Raw genomic sequence first — 16,727 nt, forward strand, 5'->3', positions numbered from 1 at the left:
GCTTGTCAGCCTAGGCGCGAAGTCGAGCGAAGACGCGAATAGAACTAAAGTTCATGAGCGGACGAGCGAGACGAGCAACAACGGATGCGAGCGTTTGTCAACAGGCTGAATCCATCCTTGAGTGAGAACTCCAATAGGATGATTTTTTCTATTGCTTACATTCAATCAGTTATATTCGTAAACTTTTTTACCCATTCCCGGTCATTCCAAATATCCGGATCGTCTATCGTTTCATTTTCTCCGCGAACGATGAAATCATAACTATCTTTTGCACCTGTATACCAATCAACGATAACTAGCTTGCCGTTTTCATTACGGACAAGAAATTCGGTAGGTTCACCATAACCACCTTGGTATTTATTAATTGCGACAGGCAAGTGCAAGTAGAGAAATCCTCCATCCGCATCATCCGTAAATTCAACTTCCCACGCTTCGCTAATCTCAATATTTTTCACCTTATTATTAAAATGGGCGTACTTATCAGATTGGGACTGAACTTTCTTTTGCATATACTGTTTGAGGTTTTCATTTGTCACAAACATATTCAAGTCGATATCCGAGCCGTTCCAGACCGCTTTATAATAGTCAGTGAGCGCTCGTACACACATTTCAAAAGCCGTTTCAATATCCGCTTCAGAAAGTCCCTCGTCACTATTAGGCAGATATTTGGAATCGGGGGATTCGATCCTTTCCCAGTCCATCACCTTCTCATAAACAATGGGGTTTCCTTGCGTTCCGACGGGGTAAGCAAGTGCATCGTAAACCACTCTGATTTCCATGCCGGGGACAAGTTCTTCCGACATATCATCGATGACAAACCGGGAAGCGAGTCCTTTTAGTAACAACTTTTCCTTTTTCGAGGGAGCGTCCTCTACGAAGCCTTGCGTGACTAGGACTTGGTCACCCTCGATTGCGGCTACTGTCCCTTCGAGTTCGTCGTATTTCACGGACAAGTCAAAAGGAGGAATCGATTTTTGTTCCATGAACTCACTGATGGCACGCTCGTTTTTATTCTGAAATAAACGAATCGCTTCACCTCTCGTTATAGATTCTTCCTGTGAATGGCGAACGAGCCAATTGGATGCCCTTTCAGCCCTGGCTGTCCACGTAAGCAGGACATTGAAATACTCATCATACGTTATTCCAAAAGCGTCCGTCTGCGCTTGAAGGATGTCGTTCTTTTTCTCTTCTACTTCTTTTTCCAAATCAGCATAGAAAGCATCCCGTTGTTCCGCCACGGTTTCATCGATCGCTTCCATGTCTTCCGTGTAGCCGAGCGTTTTGGCATAATCAATTAGAGCGTCAATTTGCAACATGCTCTGCAAAACCGTCTGCCTCATCTCGTCGGAAGCCTCTGCTTCATTGCCGGCCGATTCAGTCCGAAGCATGAAGTCATAGATCAGTTCATTGACCTCATATTTCTCATCATCCGCAGTGGAAAAACCGTCCTGCAGAACGTTGAATGCAAAAAACAAGATTGCTGCGGCCACAAGGGCGGTAACTGCCGCTGGAATTGGATTTCTTTTTTTCTGCCTCTGTTTTCCGGTAAGGACTCTTTGTTTCACTTCTCCCAAGTCTTCCGATGTAATCCCGGACACGGCATCTAAACCTTTTTTCACTTCATTCACTAGATAGCACCTCCCAATCATCAGGTTTCAGTTTTTCCTTCAGTAGCTGCCGTGCCTTCACCATTCGTGCTTTCACAGTGTTTTCGGATAGATTTAATAAAGCGGCGATTTCTTTTATTTTGTAGCCTTCGTAATAATAAAAAATGATAATTTCTCGATACTTTATCGGCAGCTTCAATATCGTAATGGCGAGTTCTGCTCGCTCTTCATTCAAAACAAGCGGGTCTTGCTGCGTATGTATTGTCTCCGCCCAATTATGCGAAAACAGCAAATTCCGGAATGACCAGCTCCGCAAGTGATCTTTGCAACGGTTGACGGTCAGCTTTGTGAGATACGCGCGTAATGTCCCTCGTTCCTCATAATTCGATGAAGTATAAAAGGAAATGAAAACATCTTGCACAATATCTTTCGCCATTTCGCGATCACGCAAATAAAAGAAAGCCATTCTTAATAGATGTTCACCATGCGCATCCATGATTTTCTCCAATTCTACCTGCTCCATTGTCTCCACCGCCTCTTCCTAATAGTAACGGAGCTCAACGGGGAAAGGTTGTCGTTTTTAGATGAAATAAGTACATGTTGAAATTTTTTTAAAAACCTTTGAAACTTTTTCTGAAAAACTCCGTCTGTACAGTGCTAAATTGACAACAATGGGGTACATGATGAAGAAGATAATCGTGCCGTTATTTGGGAACAGCAATTGCTGGGACGGCACCCCCGAGTTCAAAAAGGCGGAAATGAAACACGCAGTAGTACGGAACCTCGGTCGGCATTGTCCAGAAGAAGCTGTCAACCAACCGCTTGAAGTAGAGGGCGTGTCGACTGGGTTTTAGTTGCTTGAGAAGTAGTTTTATAATTGGAGGACAATGATGATGAAAAGTAAACTGACTGCCATCGTGGCGGTGCTGCTCTTTTTGGCGGCCCTTCCACTTCAGGTAAACGCCGCAACGAATTTCTCAGATGTGAAATCGCATTGGGCGAAGAATGAGATTATGTACTTATCGGAACGCAATATTATAGGCGGTTACCCGGATGGCACTTTCCGTCCGAATGAACCGATCACACGTGCACAAGCTTCTGCCATGCTGATCAAGGCATTGAATATACCGTTGACAGAAAGTGCGTCTGTGGAGTTCAAGGACGTTTCGAAAAAGTCGCCGTATTATCAGATTCTAGCGACGGTAAACGAGAAAGGGATTCTACGAGGCGACGCCGGTTTCATGCGCCCAGGGGAAAAGACGTCACGTGCACAAATGGCTGCAATTTTGCGCCGTGCATTCGACATGCCGCTAGACAAGCAGGCGACATTCATTGACGTGACGCCAGCTCACTGGGCCTATCAGGACATTAATGGAATTGCGAAGCAGCGTGTTGCAGGCGGATCGGAAGGTAAATTCATGCCGAGCAATGTTGTTACTCGCGCTCAGTTTTCTGCATTTTTAGTGCGCGCGATGGATGATAAGATGAAACTTAGCAACTATCATACATACGTGAGTACGAAAGGGAAGAGCGTTGAACAGGATGGGTTTTCGTATTTCACTAAGCGGGATTCAGATGGATACTACCAAGTTATCAAAGAAAATAAGGAAACCGGCAAACGGGAAGTGTTATTGAAAGACAAAGAGATTCAGGAAAGCAAGTGGGATTTTGACTCGGTCATTTACTTGCATGATAACACCCGTATCATTCTTTACAACGAAGAGTTGTACATCCCTTACTGGAGAGGCGGGTTTGCGGAAGCGGATGAAGTTCCCTATGCTTTCGCTGTCATGAAGATGAAAACGGATGGACTAGGATTTGAAATTATGAAAGAGCCATCAGGTGAGTCATTCCGTAATTTATTCATATGGAATGATCGCATGTACTTTACGAATGCGGATTCCTACACGCCGCGTACAGCAGGCCCGGATGTTTTTGAGGAGGCGAAGCTTGTACTTTACTCGACCGCTCTTGACGGCATGAGCGATAAGAAAAAGGAACTCACCTTCGATGCGCGTGTGACGTTCGACTTTTACGAGGAGTCTCACAACCAACCTTACCTAAACCGCGAGGCTGGTGGAGAAAACTTGTCCGTACTATACGACCATTCGACGATGTATTATTTTAATAAAAAAGGCGTCTACAAGTACAGCCTGCTAGATAAGAAAACGACCAAGCTTTCGACAATTCTAGGGAAACGGATGGAAGTTACTGATAAGAAGCTGATCGTGACAGATACGGCAGGGAAGAAGCATGAGTTAAATAAATGATAACAAGGCTTGCTTAGCTGAAAGGTTAATCAGCATATACTTCAACAGCGATTTAGCCATTTGAAAAACGAGTAAAAGCGCTCAGATCTGAGCGCTTTTTTGCGTAATATGCTACTATCCTTATTGAACTAAAGCACTCGTTAGTGAAGCAATAAACTCTTAATTAGGCAAATCGAAATTCTTATGCTTATTAATACTTCCTTCTTTAATACCGAACTTCAATAACCCGTAACATAAAATGAGTATTTGTAACAGACTCTCTGTAAATGCATTCAATGGCAGTCCAAAAATAGTTAAAGTAATATCTAAGAGTAAGACAAGAATAACGGCAATAACCAAAAAGATTAATCCGACAAGTACAAATCTAACCAAGCCCCACTACACAAACTCCTTTTTTACTTATTGAATGCTGCCCCGTAAGTTCTAAAAGAATTGAACTCCTCAGCATCTTATCAATCTTCAAGTAAAGCAGCCTTTAGTTGAAGACTAAAGAATTACTATTGTTCCAATATACTTCTTAATTCATTAGTTTGCTCATTAGAAAGGGAAAAGTAACCATTTACACCTTCATTATATAAAATTGAACTACCATCGTTTTGATAGTATACATACAACCACAATTCGGCAATGCCTTCCTTTGGTCTTTCAAGTGAGAAAAATGTCTCTGGTTCATTATCTAAGTCATTCGGTTCTTCAATCTCTCTAACTTTTTTTATGATCGACCTCAAAGCTTCGATTGATTCAGAGTCCTTGATCTCCCTATCAAAACTTATTGCTTTTCCTTTGTCATTAAAAGAAGGAGTGCCAACCCGAATCACCTCTGATGCTGAACAACCTGAGAGCATTACAGATAAGATTAAGAACAATACCATCCATATAAACTTTTTAAATTAAATCATCTCGCTTCAAATAGTAATAATCTCTTTATTTGATATTTGTTCTATAAATCCTTATTCAACTAAACTGCCCTGTTAGTTGAAGAATGACATCTTCAAGCAAAGCACCCGTTAGCTCTACTTGTTTTATGATTCCACTGTCTCCATAAATGAGATTTTCAACATTATCCATTTCTTTTGCATTTTCCGCTTGTTTCTGGGGACTTATCGTAGGTGGAACTTCGGATGTAGCTCCTTTTAACGAGGCGTTATTGATAAATAGAGAGGTTATAACAAATAAAGTTATAATAGTAGTAATTAATGTGATTTTACTCTTTTTCAGTTAGTACACTCCTTTTTCCCTCTCTCAAACGTTTATCTCTCCTCTTTCTCTTTGATTCGTAAATACCTGCGATTAATTCAACTACCGTAGTTATTAGGTCTGCAACCCACATACCATGACACCTCCAAACTGCTTTATAATCCGAGTCTGGCACCTACTTCTGCATACTCTATATCTTTTCTTTCTGCATTCCAATTACCCCCTGTTTGTCCGTCCCATATCGCTCCTGTTTCAACGAAACCGACAGACGCAAACAACTTCCGGGCGGTTTCGTTTACCATCCAATATGATGTAGCAACTGCATTGGCTTTTCCTTGTGGAAACGACTTGATGTAATCAATAACTTTCATCATTGCTTGTTTGCCAAATCCTTTGCCTTGATGCTTTTTATCAATCATAAAGCGATTAAGTCCATAAGTAGATTTATCTCCATATTTTTCACGTAAAATTGAACTTTCCGCCAGTTCGTAAAATCCAATATCGACATATCCTATGACTTCATCGTTGTTGCATATAGCGAAGATCATAGGAGGTTTTTCGTCGTTGAGCATCCTCACATAGGCTCTAGCCAAACAATATATGCTGGAATCCACATTTCCTTTCTGCTCATCTGTTATGCTTAACTTCAACACTGCCTCAAAATTATCGTGGGTAATTTTTCTTAATTCAATCATGTTTCTTCCCTACTTTCGAAAAATTCTATTATTCGTTCTTTGTTATTCAAGTATCCTGACCCGTTAGCAGAAAGGTAGCCGCCCGATTTAACAATTGCACCCGTTTTATTTCTCGCCTGTTAGTATTCAACAGAATGGCCCGATTGTTGAACACAAGTTAAACATCAATCTTCAACTAAACTGCCTCGTTAGTTCAATGAGAAAAAAGATTGCCGATGCATTTTTACTAAAGCACCCGTTAGTTGAATAATATTCACACAATTCCAATCCTCACTTATTAAATTCAGCTTTCAGAAGATAAACTACGTCATATTTTTCTAACTCATTCATATGACCATCAACATCTTGATAAAAATCGGTAGTAAGACTACTCATATGACCATCAGTTGAATAGCAGATACTTGCTAATACTACTTCTCCTTCAATTGAATTGTTCTCTCCTTGGATGTTGCCCCAAACACTTGACATAGCATCTAAATCATCTGAATTTGTCTCGATGCGACTTGTAGAACCAATGCTATTATTACTGCTAATTCCAATATTAAAGGTATATTGCTTTCTGCCAACTGCTTTTGAGGTTGCAAAAATAACAGAACCATTTTCCTCTACCTGTGATGTTATAGAACTTATTCTATTATTAACCAATTTACCTAATTCGTACTTTTCAATCCATACTGATACTTCTTCATACTCACTGTCAACATTGAAATCAAAAACAAATGAATTATCCGAAGTGGTCGAGAGTATCGCATTCTCTCTCTCTGTTAGTTCAACAGCAGAAATAGTATTTGACTTCGCATTGTTAGTAACACAGGCACTTAAAACAAATACCAGTAGAGCCGCCATAATTAATAACCTTTCCATTTATTTCCCCCTTTTAGCTTTTATCTAGACAAATACTTCTTCAACTAACCTGCACCGTTAGTTCGGTAAGGAAAAATGCTGAGAAGTGCATGATAGTCATTGTTTTTCTTCTTTTGTACTCTTGGATTTGATTAGCGAATAAATATCTTTGACATGAAATACAAGCAAGCCTATCATAAGCAACCAAACAAAATATACCTTGTAACCAATATCCTCCAGCATATATTCACGATATTTAAACGTAAAGTAGCAAATAAATATAAATAATAGCAGGTCCCAGACTACGGTCACTATTTCTTTTAGTTCTTTTTTGTCATTCAGTAATCCAGTTAAGATCAGTCTCACGATTAGAAAGGCAAAAATTGCACTTGGATAATTTGACATATCTACATGAAAACCACGAAAAGCATCCATTGATAACCTCCTTTATTTTTATGAATATAGTGATAATTTCATTCGCCATAAAATATAAGGATCTTGCTATGATAGGCGTTGGTACAACCAAATAAACATACATTCTTACTTCCTAGTTTTTAAAACCACCCCTGTTTATAATTTTTTTAAACTAACCCGCTGCGTTAGTTGAAGAACATCATTTCATAATATTCAATATATTTTATCATAAAACTATCATCTACCTTCTATATTTTCTTTCCAATATCTAATCAGCAATTGTTTTAACAAGTGAGCTGTGTCCCCAAATGTTGTACCTTTTGAAGTTTTCTCCATCTTCCGAACCCGTTACTTACTTAGGATAGGTTTCATTATGAATTATTATAGAAACTCAAAATTATACTTCTTTTCTTATTGCGAAAAATATTTCCAAGTAATTATATGGTAAAATAGTTGCGATTGATTTAAAAAAGTGAGGGATTTGGGTGGAGCTACTCGTAATCAGACATGGCCAATCAGAAGCGGATTTATTGGAAGTGCATGAAGGAAGAGCAGATTTTCCGTTAACTGAATTAGGGGAGAGACAAGCGGGAAAAATGGCAGCGACTGTTGCGAAAGAATATCCTCCGGAAATCATCTTATCGAGCACTTTGAAAAGGGCAAGTGGGACAGCGCAAATCTTGCAGGAGGCAATCGGGTGTGAAATTCGATTTTATGATGATTTAAGGGAATTCAATAATGGAGTGTTAGCTGGAATGTCGAGAAAAGAAGCGGCGATCAAGCATCCGTTACCTGAAGGCGGGAGGCCGGTTCATATTCCGATACAAGACGGGGAATCAGCCCTTGACCTACGCTATCGAGCAGAACGGATACTTCGACAGATTCTCCATGATTATCAAGGCTATCAACGGATTGCGATTGTCTCCCATGGCAAAATGATTTCTAATCTGATCAATGCATTTCTCAGACTGCCTGTAGGAGATGTCGCATTTCCTACTGGGGATACGGGAATCCATTTGCTTGAACAAAGGGAAGGCATGCGAGTCGTTAGGTTTATGAATAGGCAGGATCATTTATCTTGAGAATGCTGCATGGAGTGTTACGCATCGTTAGAAGAATAATAAGATGACTAATAGGGACATTTTAGCGGGCATCTTATTTCTATTTCTCTGTTTCCGGTTCTTTCGGTTAGTCATTAAAATGAAACAGCCTACTGTTTTCCCTGTCACAGAGGAAGATTTACAAGTAATCCGGGTACAGCCGAAAAAAACGATTGAGCGGCCTATTATTTCTCAACAAAAGTCTGCTCTTACATGGCTAGGTTTCAATCTATCGATCTTCCTTATCTTGGCTGTTTATAAATTGTTAGATACAACTATCAATCTGCCTTACGACTTTGTATTTATCTGGGCTTTAATCTATTTTAATCACATTTGGAATCTGTTTGCGGTCGTGGAGGACGGGGTGTTATGTCAAGGCAAGTTTGTTTCGTGGAAGAATATTCACTCCTATCATTTTGAGGAAATCGATCAGAACCACCGTTTTTACGGAGATTCTCCCGAAGTGAACAGCGGGTATGAATTGTGGATTATGACAAAGTATTCCGAAGTCAGCTGTGTTGTCACGTCAGAAGTAGTGAAAGAGAAATTGGCAGGTATCTTGGATGCGCATTTGAAAGCCGATAAAAGGAATAAAGAATAAAGGGGGGGCGTAGATAAATGGTATGGGGAACTATTATACTGTGGCTAGTTAGTTTATTCATCCTGTATATCGTGATTTTTGCAGCAGTAAAGGATGGAATTGATCGGTCCGAGGTGGGGCAATTGATCAAAAAGAAATACGGGGTAAAAGAAGAGATTGTACCGGTGAGTGATGAGGAAATTGAAAAGGAATTAGAAGATCGATTTAAGGATTGATCAAACGTAAAATAAAATACAGTAAAAGTAATTTTTCGACAATCGGTTCCAGAATGGGATTCAAATGGGTTAAAATCCGAATAACAAAAGAAGGTACTATAACTCAAGATTTATGTGTCGGTACCTGTAAATTTATACTAATAGATTCAGGGGGGTTATGGAGTGGCAGGATGGTTTGGAATAATATTTATGTCAGTCTTATTCATTTTTATAAGTTTCTTCTTTACTCTGTCATTTTTCGAAAATCTACATAAAAGCGATGAGAGAATTACAAAACAATCAAAATTAGCAGCTCTTATATGTCTTGGCATAGCTTTTGTAATTCCATTCTTGTACGTCTTTTTTACAGGCTAACATCGCAAACTGGCACGATTATGGAAGAAATTACAACAATAAAATATGGTAAGCACAAACGTATAGATAATTACTTAACGGGTTCGGTTTTGTGATATCAACGTTTAGATGATTTAAATAGACATACTGGAACAGAATTAGCACAGGGATTAATAAGAGCACGTAAATTTATGTGCATTTGCTAATTCCCTTGTTAAACACTTGCTGATTGAATATTGGATAGAAAAATATAGCAGGTAATTGAAAAATACATATTAAAATATATGGAAGATTGCGAAATGACGTTCTTCAACTAACGGTGCAGGTTAGTTTAACAACAATTTGAAACTTTAGTACGTAATATGCATCTAATCTTTCAAGGGGGTGCCTTGTGAAAACTAAATTCACAATAAGTTTTACATTATTGATTTGTTTATTTTTTGCTGGCTGTTCGGATGATTATCAAGAAAGTTTTACTTTCACAGGTACAGTAGAAGAAATTCTTGTTGAAGAAGAAATGTTGATTATGAAGGAGTATGGCGGGGTTTCTCAGGGTAGACGAGAAGGAAATGTATACGAAATACCCGTTGAAAATGTAGAGAAATATAACATTGGACAAAAGCTTGAAATAACTGTCTTTTCTAATACTGATGCTGATATTTGGAGGTTAGACAATATGAAATTCGATATAAAAACAGTCGAAAATTAAATTTCTTATTCAACTAACGGGGCAGTAGAGTTAAAGAAAAGATGATTCAAAACTAATAAGGGGGCATTTATGAAAAAGGCGATAATCACTTTAATAATATTAGTTATATTAAGTATTGGGATTTACTTCGTTATCGGGTTATTTAATAACAATCCACCTGAACTGACTATAACTGTTGATGAAAAGAAGCTAGAAGTGGCACGAGGTTCATATTGTTGGGATGGTTTATTTAATTCTGTTTGTGCGGATACGATTTCTCCCCCAATGCTAATTGAACATCATAAAATTAAACCTGTAATTGTATCGTCTGAATCTGAATTAAAAATAGAATTTAAAAAAGAACCTAACGCAAATACATTGGGAGTAAATAGATGGTTTAATGATAATGAAGTGGAAGGCGTTTCGTTAAGTAATAATGTTTTGCTAGCACCAAAAGAAAAAGGTGTTTACATTTACGATGTCCATGCAAGATGGAAAAAGGGAAGTTCGAGTTATGCTTTTGTAATTGAAGTTCGATAAGACTTCTTGAAGTAACGGGTGCTTTACTTGAAGATCGTTGAGCTGCTTCAGACAAATTAGATTCTGAATGGTTCTAATTGAAGATTAGTGATTCAAAACTAAACGGATCAGGTCAGTAGACTATTTTCATTGGAGAGGAGGAAGTAATTATGTTAGATGGTCTTTTTGATTGTAATCCACTTGCCATAATCCGTTTTAAGATTGACGACGAAAAAGAAGAGCATGGGGAGTATATGGGTGGATTTTCAACTTGGCTTCCTTCTGAATTGACTGAACACCTTGAACATAATTTCGGTAAGGTCACACTTGTTCAACAAACCGAAACCGAGATTCGGTACACATACAAGCGTGGGAAAAAAGGCGGGAAGAGAGAAGGGAAAATACTTGTGACGTTCGATCACTTGTGGGATCAGAATGCGGAGAGGGTAAATAAACTTGTCCCCTATTGGATTGCAAAGGGGCGGCAGTAGCCTGGGACAGTAATTAGGAAATTAATTCGTGTGCCTAATTATCGAATGCTCAATTTTTCTTGTTCAATCAACGGGTGCTTTACTTGAAGGAGTAAAGCCTTTTTTCTTATTGAACTAACGCGGCAGTTTAAGTGAAGAGTGTTTCTTAAGTTATGGTCAACAATCGAGTCTTTAAGTGGAATACAGTACAGGTAGTCAGATTAAGGGGGGATTTGTGTGAAGTTGTTGTTATCCATTCTATTAGCTGGGCTTTTAGGTATCTTGGCATTCCTCGGTCCTATTGGAATTTACATCTTATGTGCAATAATTGTTGGAGTCATCTTTAGGTCATTTATTTTAATTAGTGAGGTCCATAAACAAGTAGTACCACCTAATAGTAATGACAGGGTGGAAGATGCGTACGAAAGATATATCAAAGAGAGAGACGAAAAAGAAACGGAAAACTAATGTATGAACGGGTGCATTAGTTCAATAAGATAGTAGACTATTACACTAAAAAGCGCTCAGAAATCTGAGCACTTTTATTTTCTCCTATTCTACATGTACTTTCTCCATCCAGTCTTTCCCTTCCAATTGCCTTGTTACAAGCATACTTGCAACCGTGTCTCCAGTTGCGTTAACCATCGTTGCAGGTGGGTCAACAACGACACCGATTGCTGAGATCATCGGCAATGCCTGAATCGGTAGACCATACAGTGTAACGATGACCATCTCACCGATAAAGCCGCCGCCAGGAATTCCGCTCATCACTACACCTGACAGTAAGGAAATCGCAATTGCTGTCAAGAAAGTGCCGAATCCTGTGAAATCCATATTGAACACGCCGAAGACGAACGCGATTTTGAGAATGGCAGAAAGACAAGATCCATCCATATGAATTGTCGCGCCGAGCGGTAATACAGTTTCCCGAATATCCTTTGGTACGCCGATTTGTTTTGCTGCTTGCAAGTTAATAGGGAGGGTTGCAAAACTGCTTCCCGTGCCAAGCGCAGTTGCAGCAGGTGCAAGAATGTTTTTCCAAAAACGGACAACTCCTTTTTTCCCGCCAGCAATGAATGCGTAAAGCGTAAATCCAATCACAAAATATAGAAAAGCAACAGGGTAATAAAGGATGAAGGCTTGCGCATAATCACCGATCAGTTCTCCGCCAAAGGTGCCGATCAATGCTGCAAAATAGGCACCCAAGCCGATCGGAGCATAATACATAACGAGTTGAATCACTTTCATGAAGATTTCGGAGCCGCTTTCTAAAAAGCGGGCAAATGGCTTTCCAGCCTCGCCTGTCAACCCGGTTGCGATTCCTAATAACACCGAGAATACAATTAACGCGAGCATATGTTTACGTGAGAATAAATTGACAAAGTCCGGAACAGTAAACGTATTTACAAGTTGATCGGATAGCGACAGCACTTCCGTATTTTCTACAACTTCCCTGGGAATATCAACCCCGGATCCAACTGGGAAAATAAGAACGGCTACTAACATCACAATGGATGCAAAAATCCCTGTAATGATAAAAACCGTAAGCATGGAGCCCATGATTTTCCCAAGCCGTTTCATACTGTCCATATTCGCGACAGCTGATGCAATCGAAAAGAATACAAGTGGAACAACAATCATGAAGAGTAAGTTTAAGAATAAATCCCCAAACGGTTTAATGACGCTCGCCTTTTCGCCAAAAATCAGCCCAATTATGGATCCGATGATAATGGAAGCTAGAAGGATGAGCGGGAAGCGATATGCTTTCAATTTTTTTGCCATGCAACTGTTCCCCCTTTAATGTAGAATCTGTATTTCTATGAAGCTTGACGGTTCCAATGGAAGACCCCTTGAATCGTTGTCTCCGCTGGTCCGGTCATCCAAACATGATCATCATCATCCCATGTAATGCATAAATCACCACCACTCAAATGGACAGTGACATCTGTCCCTTTTTCGATAAAACCGTTTAAAACTGCAGCGACGACTGCTGCGCTTGCTCCTGTTCCGCAAGCTTCTGTCACGCCGGAACCTCGTTCCCATACTCTGTAATTCATTTCATGGCGAGAGAGGACTTCAACAAATCCGACATTCACACGATCTGGGAAACGCGGATCTTCAGTAACGATTGCGCCCAACTCATGTAAAGGGGCTTCCTCAATCGCATCGACAAAAAACACAGCATTTGGATTGCCCAAAAATAATGCCGTCACTTGCCATGTTTGTGACGCAACTTGAAACGTTTCCGCAATCACTCGGTTATCGTCAGGACCGTGCATCGGAATTTGACTTCGATTCAGTAGAGGCGAACCTAAGTCTACTGTCACTTGCTCTACACGCTCTCTTTCGCCGTATACTTCGACAGTGACAATTCCCGCCTTCGTTTCGATCCGAAAGATATTGCTAGAAACGAGATGGTTTTCATAAGCATATTTTGCTGTGCAACGTAAACCGTTGCCGCAACTTTGTCCTTCCGATCCATCTTTATTGAAAATCCGCATTCCAACATCCGCCACGTCACTCGGATGGATGACAATGAGGCCATCTGATCCTACGCCTGTATTGACATTTGAGATATCTTTCGCCAGTTGACTGAAAATGGCATCATCGAATTCATGTACAATGGCATCGAGGTAAATGTAATTGTTTCCAATTCCGTGCATCTTCGTAAAAGGTATTTTCATAAGCTAACCTCACTTCAAGCTTTATAAAGTAAACAAGTCCTCATTGAATAAAGTATGGTTTGCATATAAGGACGGGGATCCACCTGTATGAATAAACAGCACGTTGTCTTCCTTCTTGAATGTTCCGTTGCGAATTAAGTCAATAAGCCCTGCCATCACTTTTCCTGTATAAACGGAATCGAGCAGAATACCCTCCGTCCTCGCCAACATTTGTACTGCTTCAATCATCCCTTGTGTCGGAATGGTGTAGCCTTCGCCAACATACCCGTCGTAGCAGTGGACACTAGTAGCTAATTGGTTGTCTTTCACGTTTACATAATCCGCAGTTTGCTGTACTAAATCTGTGATTTTCGGAATTTGTGTTTCGTTTGGCCTGGAAACATTGATGCCATGCACTTTAATCGGCGCGCTGCTTGCATTAAAACCAACGATCAGTCCTGCTTGTGTTCCGCCACTGCCGCTCGCAACGACTACATCGTTAATGACAAGCCCAGTGTTAAAAGTTTGTTGTAGGATCTCTTGAGCGCACGCCACATATCCAACCGATCCTAATTCATTAGATCCTCCGATTGGGATTAAATAAGGTTTTCTGCCCGCCGCCGCTAATTCTTCTCCTAATGCGTGCATGTCCGCTATTACATCCGATCCATGAGGCACAACCTTAATTGATTCAGCACCTATTAATTTAAACAGCAAGTTATTGCCGTTTGCATCTGGATGATAAGGTGTAGCAACACCTTCCTCTAAAACGAGCTGGCATTTTAAACCTTCTTTTACGGCAGCGGCTAACGTCAGTCGGCAATGGTTCGATTGGAGAGCACCGCAAGTGACGATCGTGTTTGCTCCTTTTTGAATCGCATCGGCAATTAAGAATTCGAGTTTCCTCGTTTTATTCCCGCCGCCGGCAAGTCCAAGTAGATCATCTCGTTTTATGTAGATGGAAGGACCACCCAATAGTCTCGATAGATGGGTTAACTTTTCGATTGGGGTTGCTGCGTGCGTATAGATTCTTCGAGGGTACTTTGCGAGTAGCATTTGAGCATCTCCACCTTTCAATTATTTGGAATCAACTAAACTTCTTTTGAAAATTTTAGTTAATTCAAAGTATCGATTAGGAAAACTCTTCTGTCAATGAGCAATTCGACATTCTTCTACAAATATCTGTAGGGGAGTGCTCTATTCAATCACGTAAGTATTACAGTATATTTTAGGAATTATTTATTATGCTGGATGGGATAGGCATGTATATAAAAATAGGTACCGGACGTGAGCAATTTAGCATTGCTCGGGAGTCTGGCACCTTAACGATTTTTATTTACACTCTCTTCCGTATCGTAAAATTATCTCCAAGCAACAACCAGTTTTGCGGGAAGGGATATCCGAGGACCCAATAACTGATGCCTCGAAGCTTATAATCTTTCACCATATTGAACTTCGCTTGTGCGCTGCGGGCGTCTTCAAACCATACTTTATGGGTACGCCCTTGTTCGTCGGCGTAACGGAAAAATGGAGATTGTGCTTTTGTATCATATTGGATGGCTGCTTGATGTTGAATCGCTCGTCGGACAGCTTCCTGTGCGCTGAATGTTTCGGCTTCCTGCCCTTCAACGAAAGGTAGCAGCCAGTCACGTGCATAAATTTGAAAGCCGAACAGAATTTTGTCTCGCGGAATGACGGTGACAGCGTAGTCGAGCACTCGTTTTATTTCATTGATAGGTGAAATTGCTTGGGCAGGCCCTTTTCGATATCCCCACTCATATGTCATCAGTACAACAAAATCGACGATTCTACCATGCGCTTCATAATCATGCGCTTCAAATAGCAATCCTTTTTGTTCACCACTCGTCTTTGGAGCAAGAGCTGATGATACAGAATATCCCTCAGGATGTAACCGATTGACTGCCAGCTGCAAAAACTCATTGTAATGCTCCCGATCACGAGGATATACGTTTTCAAAATCGATATTCAATCCTTCATAGCCTTTCTCTTTCATAACAGCGAGCACATTCGTAATGACCTTTTCCTGAAGTTCGCGACTTGATAAAACAGTATGGGCAAGATCGGATCCAGCTTCTGTAGCGCTGAAATTTGTGATTGCCATTATGGGTACGATTCCTTCAGCTGCAGCAGATTTGAGCATTTCCTCATCATCGAGATCCGTTAAACTTCCATCTTCTTTCACGCTATACACAAATGGCATCCAATACGTTAAGTAACGGCCGACTTCTTGAATTTCCCGCGCGCCTGTTTCCCCAGTATTGATCGTATAGGCATTCACATCAATAACCGGTTTTGAGGCGGTTGAACGGGAAACGGTCGGAATGACAAGGGCTTGACCGATGACTAATGCATTCGGATTTTCCAATTGGTTGGCCGATACAATTTGATTTACAGTAACGCCGTATTGATGGGCAATTGCCCATAAGGAATCCCCCTGTTTGACGACATAAATCTGCAATGCACTTCTCTCCTTATTCTTCATCTCCTGTATGGTATTCCGATAGGAAATAGGATGTCATCACTTTCAGGCGACACATCTACTAGTTCTAGGCAAGAAAGATAGCGCTTTACATATGCAGTAAGCCTTATTCGGAAAATATATGATGTTTTAAATAAGAGTACTAGGGAAGAACATAGTCGTAAGGATAAAACAGAGGAGGAATAAAAAATGGCTAACAACAACAAACGTAATCGATCAGATGAAGGCAAAATGACAGTGGAAGAAGCAGGACGTAAAGGCGGCGAAGCGACTGCTGAAACGCATGGAAGAGAGTTTTATGAAGAGATCGGTAGAAAAGGCGGAGAAGCTACTTCTGAATCTCATGGAAGAGAATTTTACGAAGAAATTGGCAAAAAAGGTGGAGAAGCCCGCGCCAATCAACGTGACGACGATGATAATAACGGCAAGATGAGTAGGGAAGAAGCAGGTCGCAAAGGCGGAGAAGCGCGTGCCAAGCAACGTGATGATAATGACAATGACGGCAAGATGAGCAAGGAAGAGGCAGGACGAAAAGGCGGAGAGGCACGTGCGAGGAAAAAAGATAAATAAACTAGTTTGTAAGGAATATAACAGTTACTAAATGATAAAAAT

Annotated in this window: 20 protein-coding genes; 10 read left to right on the forward strand and 10 right to left on the reverse strand. The window is 40.4% G+C overall.

The features are described from left to right. Positions 1–161: 161 nt before the first annotated feature. Positions 162–1,628: a hypothetical protein gene (locus tag ACR65H_RS13045; RefSeq protein ID WP_440500786.1), complete on the reverse strand. Its 1,467-nt coding sequence runs from the start codon at positions 1,626–1,628 to the stop codon at positions 162–164. Next, a complete protein-coding gene (locus ACR65H_RS13050) occupies positions 1,621–2,130 on the reverse strand; it encodes a sigma-70 family RNA polymerase sigma factor (protein WP_440500788.1) in 510 nt (169 codons plus the stop codon). The genes ACR65H_RS13045 and ACR65H_RS13050 overlap by 8 nt, the downstream gene beginning before the upstream one ends. Before the next feature lie 160 nt (positions 2,131–2,290). Here ACR65H_RS13050 and ACR65H_RS13055 point away from each other — a divergent pair, with 160 nt between their 5' ends. Both ACR65H_RS13055 and ACR65H_RS13060 read left to right on the forward strand, forming a co-directional pair. Further along, positions 2,291–2,461 (forward strand): hypothetical protein, encoded by a 171-nt coding sequence (locus ACR65H_RS13055; protein WP_440500789.1) that lies wholly within the window; start codon positions 2,291–2,293, stop codon positions 2,459–2,461. Positions 2,462–2,497: 36 nt separating this feature from the next. Then, a complete protein-coding gene (locus ACR65H_RS13060; protein WP_440500791.1) occupies positions 2,498–3,877 on the forward strand; it encodes an S-layer homology domain-containing protein in 1,380 nt (459 codons plus the stop codon). A 497-nt stretch (positions 3,878–4,374) separates the two neighbouring features. Here the strand turns inward: ACR65H_RS13060 and ACR65H_RS13065 are convergent, their stop codons facing one another. The 4 genes from ACR65H_RS13065 to ACR65H_RS13080 all read right to left on the reverse strand — a co-directional run bounded on the left by ACR65H_RS13065 (position 4,375) and on the right by ACR65H_RS13080 (position 7,047). Continuing rightward, positions 4,375–4,749 (reverse strand): hypothetical protein, encoded by a 375-nt coding sequence (locus ACR65H_RS13065; protein WP_440500792.1) that lies wholly within the window; start codon positions 4,747–4,749, stop codon positions 4,375–4,377. 480 nt (positions 4,750–5,229) lie between these two features. Then, positions 5,230–5,769, reverse strand: a complete 540-nt coding sequence (locus ACR65H_RS13070; protein ID WP_440500794.1) for a GNAT family N-acetyltransferase — start codon at positions 5,767–5,769, stop codon at positions 5,230–5,232. A 270-nt stretch (positions 5,770–6,039) separates the two neighbouring features. Then, a complete protein-coding gene (locus tag ACR65H_RS13075; RefSeq protein WP_440500795.1) occupies positions 6,040–6,633 on the reverse strand; it encodes a YgaN family protein in 594 nt (197 codons plus the stop codon). Between the two features lie 96 nt (positions 6,634–6,729). Beyond that, positions 6,730–7,047, reverse strand: coding sequence for a hypothetical protein (locus tag ACR65H_RS13080; protein WP_440500797.1), 318 nt, complete (start codon positions 7,045–7,047; stop codon positions 6,730–6,732). Positions 7,048–7,511: 464 nt separating this feature from the next. On the opposite strand from ACR65H_RS13080, the gene ACR65H_RS13085 reads away from it, so the two are divergent. The 7 genes from ACR65H_RS13085 to ACR65H_RS13115 all read left to right on the forward strand — a co-directional run bounded on the left by ACR65H_RS13085 (position 7,512) and on the right by ACR65H_RS13115 (position 11,420). After that, a complete protein-coding gene (locus ACR65H_RS13085) occupies positions 7,512–8,108 on the forward strand; it encodes a histidine phosphatase family protein (protein ID WP_440500799.1) in 597 nt (198 codons plus the stop codon). A gap of 43 nt (positions 8,109–8,151) precedes the next feature. Next, positions 8,152–8,727, forward strand: coding sequence for a hypothetical protein (locus ACR65H_RS13090; protein ID WP_440500800.1), 576 nt, complete (start codon positions 8,152–8,154; stop codon positions 8,725–8,727). A 17-nt stretch (positions 8,728–8,744) separates the two neighbouring features. Further along, positions 8,745–8,942 (forward strand): hypothetical protein, encoded by a 198-nt coding sequence (locus ACR65H_RS13095; RefSeq protein WP_440500802.1) that lies wholly within the window; start codon positions 8,745–8,747, stop codon positions 8,940–8,942. A gap of 724 nt (positions 8,943–9,666) precedes the next feature. Continuing rightward, positions 9,667–9,984, forward strand: coding sequence for a hypothetical protein (locus ACR65H_RS13100; protein ID WP_440500804.1), 318 nt, complete (start codon positions 9,667–9,669; stop codon positions 9,982–9,984). Between the two features lie 69 nt (positions 9,985–10,053). Continuing rightward, on the forward strand, positions 10,054–10,503 hold the full coding sequence (locus ACR65H_RS13105; RefSeq protein ID WP_440500805.1) for a hypothetical protein: 450 nt from the start codon (positions 10,054–10,056) through the stop codon (positions 10,501–10,503). 149 nt (positions 10,504–10,652) lie between these two features. Further along, a complete protein-coding gene (locus ACR65H_RS13110) occupies positions 10,653–10,973 on the forward strand; it encodes a hypothetical protein (RefSeq protein ID WP_440500806.1) in 321 nt (106 codons plus the stop codon). Between the two features lie 216 nt (positions 10,974–11,189). After that, the gene (locus ACR65H_RS13115; RefSeq protein WP_440500808.1) at positions 11,190–11,420 is read left to right on the forward strand and encodes an ATP-dependent Lon protease; all 231 of its coding nucleotides are present in this window, start codon (positions 11,190–11,192) and stop codon (positions 11,418–11,420) included. An 84-nt stretch (positions 11,421–11,504) separates the two neighbouring features. Here ACR65H_RS13115 and ACR65H_RS13120 read toward each other — a convergent pair whose 3' ends face one another. The 4 genes from ACR65H_RS13120 to ACR65H_RS13135 all read right to left on the reverse strand — a co-directional run bounded on the left by ACR65H_RS13120 (position 11,505) and on the right by ACR65H_RS13135 (position 16,094). Further along, positions 11,505–12,734: a dicarboxylate/amino acid:cation symporter gene (locus tag ACR65H_RS13120; RefSeq protein WP_440500809.1), complete on the reverse strand. Its 1,230-nt coding sequence runs from the start codon at positions 12,732–12,734 to the stop codon at positions 11,505–11,507. Between the two features lie 35 nt (positions 12,735–12,769). Beyond that, the gene (dapF, locus tag ACR65H_RS13125; protein WP_440500810.1) at positions 12,770–13,636 is read right to left on the reverse strand and encodes a diaminopimelate epimerase; all 867 of its coding nucleotides are present in this window, start codon (positions 13,634–13,636) and stop codon (positions 12,770–12,772) included. Between the two features lie 21 nt (positions 13,637–13,657). Next, positions 13,658–14,671 carry a D-cysteate sulfo-lyase gene (gene cuyA, locus ACR65H_RS13130; RefSeq protein ID WP_440500811.1) on the reverse strand — a complete coding sequence of 338 codons (1,014 nt, stop codon included), beginning with the start codon at positions 14,669–14,671 and terminating at the stop codon, positions 13,658–13,660. Positions 14,672–14,951: 280 nt separating this feature from the next. After that, positions 14,952–16,094, reverse strand: coding sequence for a glycosyl hydrolase family 18 protein (locus ACR65H_RS13135; protein ID WP_440500813.1), 1,143 nt, complete (start codon positions 16,092–16,094; stop codon positions 14,952–14,954). A 210-nt stretch (positions 16,095–16,304) separates the two neighbouring features. Here ACR65H_RS13135 and ACR65H_RS13140 point away from each other — a divergent pair, with 210 nt between their 5' ends. Next, positions 16,305–16,685, forward strand: a complete 381-nt coding sequence (locus tag ACR65H_RS13140) for a KGG domain-containing protein (protein WP_440500814.1) — start codon at positions 16,305–16,307, stop codon at positions 16,683–16,685. Positions 16,686–16,727: the final 42 nt, after the last annotated feature.

The sequence above is a fragment of the Sporosarcina sp. SAFN-015 genome, assembly GCF_059415085.1.

What these genes read in the sequence shown, in the direction of transcription:
- ACR65H_RS13095 (WP_440500802.1), top strand. Translation starts at nt 8,745, where the DNA reads ATGGTATGGGGAACTATTATACTGTGGCTAGTTAGTTTATTCATCCTG.
- ACR65H_RS13065 (WP_440500792.1), bottom strand. Translation starts at nt 4,749, where the DNA reads ATGGTATTGTTCTTAATCTTATCTGTAATGCTCTCAGGTTGTTCAGCA.
- cuyA (WP_440500811.1), bottom strand. Translation starts at nt 14,671, where the DNA reads ATGCTACTCGCAAAGTACCCTCGAAGAATCTATACGCACGCAGCAACC.
- ACR65H_RS13070 (WP_440500794.1), bottom strand. Translation starts at nt 5,769, where the DNA reads ATGATTGAATTAAGAAAAATTACCCACGATAATTTTGAGGCAGTGTTG.
- ACR65H_RS13110 (WP_440500806.1), top strand. Translation starts at nt 10,653, where the DNA reads ATGTTAGATGGTCTTTTTGATTGTAATCCACTTGCCATAATCCGTTTT.
- dapF (WP_440500810.1), bottom strand. Translation starts at nt 13,636, where the DNA reads ATGAAAATACCTTTTACGAAGATGCACGGAATTGGAAACAATTACATT.
- ACR65H_RS13050 (WP_440500788.1), bottom strand. Translation starts at nt 2,130, where the DNA reads ATGGAGCAGGTAGAATTGGAGAAAATCATGGATGCGCATGGTGAACAT.
- ACR65H_RS13090 (WP_440500800.1), top strand. Translation starts at nt 8,152, where the DNA reads ATGACTAATAGGGACATTTTAGCGGGCATCTTATTTCTATTTCTCTGT.
- ACR65H_RS13140 (WP_440500814.1), top strand. Translation starts at nt 16,305, where the DNA reads ATGGCTAACAACAACAAACGTAATCGATCAGATGAAGGCAAAATGACA.
- ACR65H_RS13080 (WP_440500797.1), bottom strand. Translation starts at nt 7,047, where the DNA reads ATGGATGCTTTTCGTGGTTTTCATGTAGATATGTCAAATTATCCAAGT.
- ACR65H_RS13060 (WP_440500791.1), top strand. Translation starts at nt 2,498, where the DNA reads ATGATGAAAAGTAAACTGACTGCCATCGTGGCGGTGCTGCTCTTTTTG.
- ACR65H_RS13120 (WP_440500809.1), bottom strand. Translation starts at nt 12,734, where the DNA reads ATGGCAAAAAAATTGAAAGCATATCGCTTCCCGCTCATCCTTCTAGCT.
- ACR65H_RS13105 (WP_440500805.1), top strand. Translation starts at nt 10,054, where the DNA reads ATGAAAAAGGCGATAATCACTTTAATAATATTAGTTATATTAAGTATT.
- ACR65H_RS13055 (WP_440500789.1), top strand. Translation starts at nt 2,291, where the DNA reads ATGAAGAAGATAATCGTGCCGTTATTTGGGAACAGCAATTGCTGGGAC.
- ACR65H_RS13075 (WP_440500795.1), bottom strand. Translation starts at nt 6,633, where the DNA reads ATGGAAAGGTTATTAATTATGGCGGCTCTACTGGTATTTGTTTTAAGT.